This is a genomic window from Parcubacteria group bacterium CG10_big_fil_rev_8_21_14_0_10_36_14, from assembly GCA_002772895.1.
Lineage (GTDB): Bacteria > Patescibacteriota > Patescibacteriia.
On record PFCS01000045.1, the window covers coordinates 3,692 to 11,810 of the forward strand.

Annotated in this window: 4 protein-coding genes; all 4 read right to left on the minus strand. The window is 31.4% G+C overall.

What is annotated here, in order from left to right; translation table 11 throughout:
- Positions 1 to 188: 188 nt before the first annotated feature.
- Positions 189 to 878, minus strand: coding sequence for an HNH endonuclease (locus COU51_03720; protein PIR66481.1), 690 nt, complete (start codon positions 876 to 878; stop codon positions 189 to 191).
- Positions 879 to 881: 3 nt separating this feature from the next.
- Positions 882 to 1,676 carry a nciI gene (locus COU51_03725; GenBank protein ID PIR66482.1) on the minus strand — a complete coding sequence of 265 codons (795 nt, stop codon included), beginning with the start codon at positions 1,674 to 1,676 and terminating at the stop codon, positions 882 to 884.
- A gap of 2 nt (positions 1,677 to 1,678) precedes the next feature.
- Positions 1,679 to 2,425, minus strand: coding sequence for a site-specific DNA-methyltransferase (locus COU51_03730; GenBank protein ID PIR66484.1), 747 nt, complete (start codon positions 2,423 to 2,425; stop codon positions 1,679 to 1,681).
- 578 nt (positions 2,426 to 3,003) lie between these two features.
- Positions 3,004 to 7,890, minus strand: a complete 4,887-nt coding sequence (locus tag COU51_03735; protein ID PIR66483.1) for a hypothetical protein — start codon at positions 7,888 to 7,890, stop codon at positions 3,004 to 3,006.
- Positions 7,891 to 8,119: the final 229 nt, after the last annotated feature.

Below are 8,119 nucleotides of genomic sequence, written 5' to 3' on the forward strand. Positions count from 1 at the left end.
AATTTTGCTTTCCTTAATTTATTATAAAGTGCAAAATTTTTGAACCGGATATGCCTTGTTATGTGATGTAAAATTCTTTCTTTTTTCTTTTTTTTAAATTTGCTTTTTATTCTAAATAATAAATAAGTTTTTTTGTTTTTGATTTTGGGCAGAGGGGTAAGGGGTGAATGCCCAAAATCAAAAACTCCTTATTCTATTTTATCTGATTTAGCTAAATTGCATTTAGCACATAATAGCCTGATATTTTTTGACGTTAAACTGGTACCACCTTTTGAAAATGGTAGATCATGATCAAAATGTAAATTTTTTGTGGACTCACAGATAACACATTTTCCGCCATCTCTTTTCCACACTTCTTTTTTTACCTCGCTTGATATTAAGCGCGTATGCGCTAAATCAATTGGTGTTGTCATTTCGACGTCTTGTTTGTCAGAAAGTTTTAAAGAAAAAACAAACACATTTCTTTTCCCATCATGCCTAGTTTGACAATCGATCAGATCAAAAAAACCTTTTAATGACCAAACGCCTGGCATTATTTTTTCATAAACTTTTATTGGCTCAGTCACTGTAATTCCTTTTTTGTATTTTTCTACTGCATCAATAAATTTGCCATTTTGTGTCAAGGTGCCATTCTTGGTTTTATTTGGCTGATTAAGTGTCTTTGGATTCATCTCGTATGAAGTTTTTGGTTCATCATGACCTTCATATTCAATCGTTATACTATCCTCTAAAATTTTATCAGAATATGGAGCATTGGGGCGTCGCGACATAAGAATCACTGAATATCGTGGATTCATACGAAAATTCATACCTCTCTGCAAGGTCTGCACATTTTCTGCGTCACACATTTCGCGGTATGAATATATTTGATCTAACATATACTAAATAATTACTGTTGTTTTTTCATACAACATTGGTAAGCAATCTTGCCTCATTCTAAATTTTGTTCCGTGATTGTGTCCAGTGCGTGCGTCAAAATCGACAAGAATTTTTCCTTCTTCAAGTGCCTTCAAAAATCCTTCGAAACTAAATTTCTGCAACATCATTACCTTTGTGTAATGATAAAATTCTTTTTTGCGTCTAATTTCCACTTCTGCTTGTACGTAAAAAGTGTTAAGTAATTTTGTTCCGGCCTTGTGTTCTAAATCATCAAAACCCCAATATGGATAAGGATTGAGTTCGCCAAGTCCGGCATTTTTCTTTACAAATTTGAGCCAGTCCTTATGTTTCGAATCGACACTTTCTGAATCAAAAGAGATTAAGATTTTTCGTTCTTTGCGATCAATTACAACTTTAAATCCTCTATCACTTCTTGAATTTCCGTGAATTGTTTGACGGAAACTCATTTCGCCTTTCGGATATTTCTTCCCGTCCTCCTTATGAGCCCAACCGTAAAACGGCAACAAAATTTGTGGAACAAATTTTACGGCACGGGGCGATGGCTCAATGTGAAAAAGTGTAGTAAGTGATGTTGAGTTTAGGCGCTGCGCTTTTAACTCCCATTCGGCAGCATTCGGAATTGGAAGATTGTTTTCTTTAATTCCGAGTAAATCCTCAAGGGTATTGCCAATACCGCCATGATTTCCTTTTCTCGCATTCGGAATAAATCCCATTTCTGATATTTCTTTGAGCCTTGCGATTAGCACCGGTTTTGTGTAAATGATTGGTTTTGTCATATTTATAAAAGCTTAGCTTGTGATTGATGTTGTTTAATCCTTTTTTTTGCGGATTCGCAATACTCTGGAGAAATATCAATCCCAATATAATCTCGATTAAAATTAATTGCTGAAATAGCTGTTGTACCAGAACCCATGAAAGGGTCTAAAATAATTTTTGAATTGGTTGCAGAAATAACTTTATCAATCAATTTAATAGGAAAAGGGGCGGGGTGACCATTCTTCATCTCTTGTGGAATTTCCCAAATGTCGCCATAAGCATTAGCTTTTTCCGAAAGTTTAAATTTTGGTTTAGCTATTAAATATATAACTTCATAAGTTGGCAAAAAATATCCAGCATTAAAATTAAATCCACCAGCGCGTTTCCATATGATAATTTGACGCACGGGAAAACCACTGACAATATCATGGCGATCTTGTAATAATCCACCCTGAACGCGCCATTTGTGATTATAAAAAATCGCCCCGTCTTCGGGGATCAATCTCATCATTTCGGTTAAGCAATCTCGTTGCCACTTCACATATTTATTATGGGGCATATTGTCGTCGTAGTGCGAATAGCCATTTTGCAAAGCAGCGTTTGCCCACTTTCCGCCACGACCGTCTTTCATTCCGTTTCCAGTAGAATTCTTAAGATTATATGGCGGTGAAGTCACGACTAAATCAACCGATCCATCCGGCATTTTTTTCATCACATCGACAACATCTCCGCAAATGATTTTATTTAAAAACTTGGTAATATCTGACATATTTTGCTTATTAAAGCTCAAATTCATTATAGCGTAGTTTATTCTAAAATAAAAATCGTTTTTTACTGCCCCTTTGTGGGCAGAAAAAACACCTTATTACACCTATATAAATAGATAAAAAAAACTTATTTTTCCTTATTATAAAAAGCAAATTTAAAAAAAGAAAAAAGAAAGAATTTTATTTCACATAACGTTCCAGTATATCTGATGTTTCTCGACTTTTCTTTATCCTTATTTTATCTTAAAAGTAAAGAAAAGGCGAGAAATATGGGTCGAGCGACGGCAGGAGCGAGCCAGATATACTGTGTTATACGCCCCGACGACCGTAGGGAGGAGAGCGCAGCGGGGCGCGACTGTAAGGAGCGAGTTCAAAAAATATTTTTCATTCAATTTCATTTTGACAGGCTTTTTATTCAATAATTATAAATTTGTTTTTTTGTTTTGGATTTTGGGCAGAGGGGTTAGGGGTGAATGCCCAAAATTCAAAACTCCTATTTCTGTTTGAGGGAGGGGCAAGAGGGGAATAAAAGGGGTGAATTGCCCCGACCGAAAACAATTCATGCTTCTATGTTTAATAATTAAATTTCAGGTTTAATATTCAGCTCATTTAATTTGTCCCACAAAGAATTCAATGCTTTCTCTCTGTGTCTGTAAAAAGCGCTTCCTGTAATTCTCCAGAATGTCCATCCTGATCTTTCTAAAACATCTTGTCGCTCATTATCTTCTTGCCATTTATCTATTCTGTTATGATACTTGTCCCCATCGCACTCAATCGCAAGTTTTGCATTCTCGCCTTGTACAACAAGATCAATTCTGTATCCAGCAACTTCATATTCTGGTATAACTTTATACCCATTATTGATGATAATTTCAGCAACTTGATACGCAAATTCTGATGCCCTTCCTCTATTAACTTCCTCCCTAATTGCCTGTAATCCAGCTTTTCTTTCTTCTGTTTTATGATTATAAAACCAATCTAAAATTCTTTTTCTTAAATCATCAGGGTTTGCTAATTTGTCTTTCGGGATAGAGTGAAAAAGAATCATTTTATTTTTTGCTCTCGACATTGCAACATTAATTCTTTGTTTGTATGCTTTTTGAGATATTGTGTAAGGAGTAATTGTCTTTTTGGGATTATGTAAATCAGGAGCTTTAACCATTGATATAAACATTACATCCCTTTCATCTCCTTGAAATACATAAGGATCACCACAAGTAATTTTTCTTTTTTCAATTTCTTTAGATGAAATATTTTCACCAATTAATTTCATTATATATTTCGACTGGTCTTTACCTAAGAGAGATACTATACCTAAGGTGATCGGTCGCGTTTCTCCTTCTTCGTCAGTTTCTTTATATTTTTCATCCTGTAGAATTTCTTTCAGCTTAACCAAAATTGCCTCTGCCTCCGGTTTATTTATTTGTGCGTTAGTTTCTTCAAAACCATTTTCCACAAAGACTGATTCCAGTATTGGATCTAATTTATATTTTGGTAATTGATCTCGTAAAATTTTTAAATTTCCATTATATGATAATGAATTACTAAACCCAATAATTTCTTCAACTGAGCGAAAATGCTCTGTTAATGTAATAATGTCTGTCATTTTTATTTTAGCAATATCAAATAAACTGGATGTATTAGAAAAATGATGGCTGTTTGGAACATCAGATATATATCGTGTAATTAAATCAGTAACTTTGCTTTGCGTGGTAAATGTTGTCGGGCTAACCTGCTCATCGTCTCCCACGACAAGTAACTTTTCTCCAATATAAGCAATATTTAAACCACGAGTATCAACCTGACTTGCTTCATCAAAAATAACGATATCAAACATTCCAGATGTTGGATTTGGAAATAACTCATGTATTGTGTTTATCGGCATAATCCAAACAGGAACAGCATTTTTACCAATCTCTAATGATTTTTTTGCGTCGGCAAGGTGTTTGGGCGCATATTTGCCAAGCCCCTTACCTCGTTTTTTCATGCTTAACGCAAATGAAGCAAGTGCTTCTTTCTGTTTTTTAGTAACTCGTTTTTTAAGATGCATCCATGCAGAAATTTCAACAAAATCTCTAACCAAATCTCTCTCTTTGTTTTTTAGAATCCATAGCTCTTTACTTATTCTAGAAATTGGATCACCTGAATGTAATTCATCTAACCAACTAATCAACCTTTTCCATTTCCAATTTTCCTCTATATTAATTTGAACATTGCCATCTTTTTTGACTGCAAGTTTAATTTCATCAACCGTTTTGGGTAGTGTTTCTTTTAATACATCTTCAATTAGCTTAATTTCTTCAGATTTATTTTGTTTATCAATGAGGTCGGGAATTTGTTTGTAAAAAGATTTTATTTCTTCTAAATTTCCTGTTTCTAAATTTTGTAGATACGCAATAACATTTTTATGATTATGTTTATTTAATTTTAGATTTTGTATTGCTTTATTAAAAATTTCATTCTTTAATTTAGAATATTCTATGGACAATTTTTTTCGCTCATTTAATTCTTCTATTTCTTTTTTTATGCCAATTATTCTTTCAATATTCTTTTCTTTGATGTGTGTAGCTAATAAAAGTGTTTTTTTGTGTGCATTTTCCTTTTCAAAAGATGTGGCTACTTCGTTTATCAAATTTTCATATTCATTGCTTTTAAAATATGAAAGAAAATTATCAAAAACAGTCAAAGCATTTTCTATAAAAGATAAATCAAAAATATTTACCTCCTTAAATAATTTATAATTTTTAATGTTGGTATTCAATTTCAAATTATCTTTTTCAAAATAAATAATGCGAGATATACTAGATATAATCCCTTCAAATTCCACTATATTAAACGGATTAGATAGCTCTTTCTTGTTAACCATTGACTGGAAAGCCTGTTCCCATATATTTTTCAAATCGTTTTCAAGTTTCATCTTCAAGAAATATGCATTAATGACTTCAATGTCATCGTTATTACAAATTTCTTTTTCATCAATTTTTATCTTTTTTATAAATTTTCTTATACCTAAATTGAATAAAAGTCCAAAACCTTTTTTGACTTTATCGCCATTATTTTTCGCCTGTTTTTTAACTTTAGAAATTATTTCCAAGGCGGAAGCATAATCTATGTCATATTTATCGCTTACTATTATTTTTCTACCTAGTAGAATACTTTCAGATTCATTGTATTTTTTTAGTATTTTTTCTATTTTTGTTAATATATTTTCCCATCTTTGTTTTTGGTTATCATTTTTTAGTATTTCAAACAGTTCTTTTTCATACGGCTCATTAAAAGAAAGCAGAGATTCTTTTATTTTGTTGAGACCATCATAAATATCAGAAACATTAGCTTCTTTTGTTTTATCAAAAAAACTTGATTCAGAAATATTATTTTTTTTAAAAAATTCAACTTCCTTTAAGCGACTTTTAAATTTAGAAGCCTTTTCTTTATGTGTATTATAGTCTTTTATATTTTCTTCTATATTGTCTATATTTTTCAAATCTTCATTGTCTGGAATGTATAATTTAAATAATTGTAATTCTTCTTTATTTAATTCTTTATTCAATTTAAAAAACTGCTCCAAAGTATCCAGCGCGGGTAATGTGCTAATAGTCGGAATCTTATCTAGATTTACGAAATCCCATATCTCGCTATCCGCACTTCTTAATGCTGATATGTAGCTATTTATTTGAGACTGGGAAATAGCCAATTCGTCGTTATAGTGAATATCGTCTGAAATTTTAAATTCATTATTGTCTTGAAATTCTGTAATAAATTTAGCAGCTTTAATGGGTGTAAATTTTTCTATACCTATTACTATTTTCTCTCTTGAATCTAATAGAGAAATTTTTTCAAAATCATTATTTTTTTGCGCAATTTTCTCTCTAATATTTTGTAATTCTTTCTCTGTTCGTTTCTTTTTTTCATTTGTAAATTCTGTTGTATCTGACAGTATTGTATTAATTTCAGATACAGAGGCCTGCAAATCATTATTTCTAGAATTTGCTTCTACTTGTGAAACAACCATACTTCTAATTTCTTTTGGTATATGATTTTTTAATACAGAAAGAGCTTGTCCTGTTTGAGAAGTCACTAAAACTGTTTTCCCGAGCGCAAGAAATCTAGAAATTAGGTTTGCAATAGTATGAGTTTTGCCTGTTCCAGGTGGTCCTTGAACAACAGCTCCATAATTTGACTCAACTTGTTTAGCGATTTTTTTCTGTTCATCATTGTATGGAAGTGGAAAATATAACTCGCCATTTATTTCTTTATCGCTTTGAATATTATCACTGATCGTTTCTTCTAAATCTTCTGATTCATCTTTGTTTTCATCATCGCAAACTAAGTCGGTTAAAAATGGTGTTAGTTTATTGTTGTTTTTAATATCTTCCTGAATTTTTTTTGCATAATCAGCCCAACTTTTTCCGCTTTTTTTTAATAAAAATAAATGATGAAAATTAAATGCTGTAGGTTGTGTTTTTGTAACTATTTCCTCTCCTCTATTGCTATATTTTGATTCGCCGTCTGGAGAGATATAATGCGCTAATTGCTGTAAATATTTATGAATCAAGCTATAGTCCCAAATATCAAAATCGCCATCATTTATTTTTTTATTAATTCTTTCGGCTAACGAATCAATGTCTACAAGGTTTGTATTTTTGTCATCCAACACTTCTCTTACAAAAGAAACGTCAAAGAAAGTTTTCAAATTTGAATCTGACTTAATAGAAATAATATTTCTGTCTGGATCAAATTCTATAATAAGGGGAGTAAAAAATGTTGGATGGTATATTTCTTTCCCATTTTGTTTCCACACCAAAACATCATGCCCCCACAGCAAGTCGTAACTATCAGATTCTGTTTTTAAAAACGACCTAAGAGAATAAAATTTGTCGTATGCTTGATTTGAAATAAAATATTCATGATTTTTTTCTTCCCATTTAGCCCATTTAAGCTCTATCCAATCTTCGTATAGTTTTATTAGTTCAGGAAAATCTTCAAAAAAAATCTTTTTTGGTTTTTCATTTATTTTTTCATAATCACCGAATTCATTTTTAGTTATCCATTCATTTAAATCTGAAGTTTTTTTGCCTGAACCTGATATTAATTTATCAAAAGCAATAACTCTTTTTTCATCATCTTCAAATTTTTCAGTTAACACTATAAATGCTTTTGGCTCTGGCTTTACAAAACTGATGGATTCAAAATCAATCCATTTCTCAAGCTGTTTTGGTAATTTAGGGGGATTTTCAATTTTGTATCTTTCAATTGAAAAGAACAAATCGTCTGGCTTATCTGCTTCAGTGTCTCTATTTTTTAGAAAAATTTTATCTAGAATAGGTAAAAAATCTTTATCTTCCAAATTAAATATTTCTTCTTCTTTGGATAAATTTTTAATATTCTTTCTAACATTAATATTAAGTAGAGAAAGCTTCTCTAAATATTCAAAAAGTTTTATGCCATTGTTTATCTGTTTATTCATAATTTACCATTCAATTAAGTATTTATATTGTATTCGTTTTCCCCTTATAAATAAATCGTTTTCGGAGCGGAGCGGAGAAAACACCCTATACCCCTTTCTAATAAATAAAAAAACAAATTTATTCCCCTTTAAAAAAGCCTGTCAAAATTCCTTATAAAAAGAAAAATATTTTTTGAATTGCGTATAACGTGGCGCGGATAATCCGGAGTTTCTTGGAGCAAATCCCGTA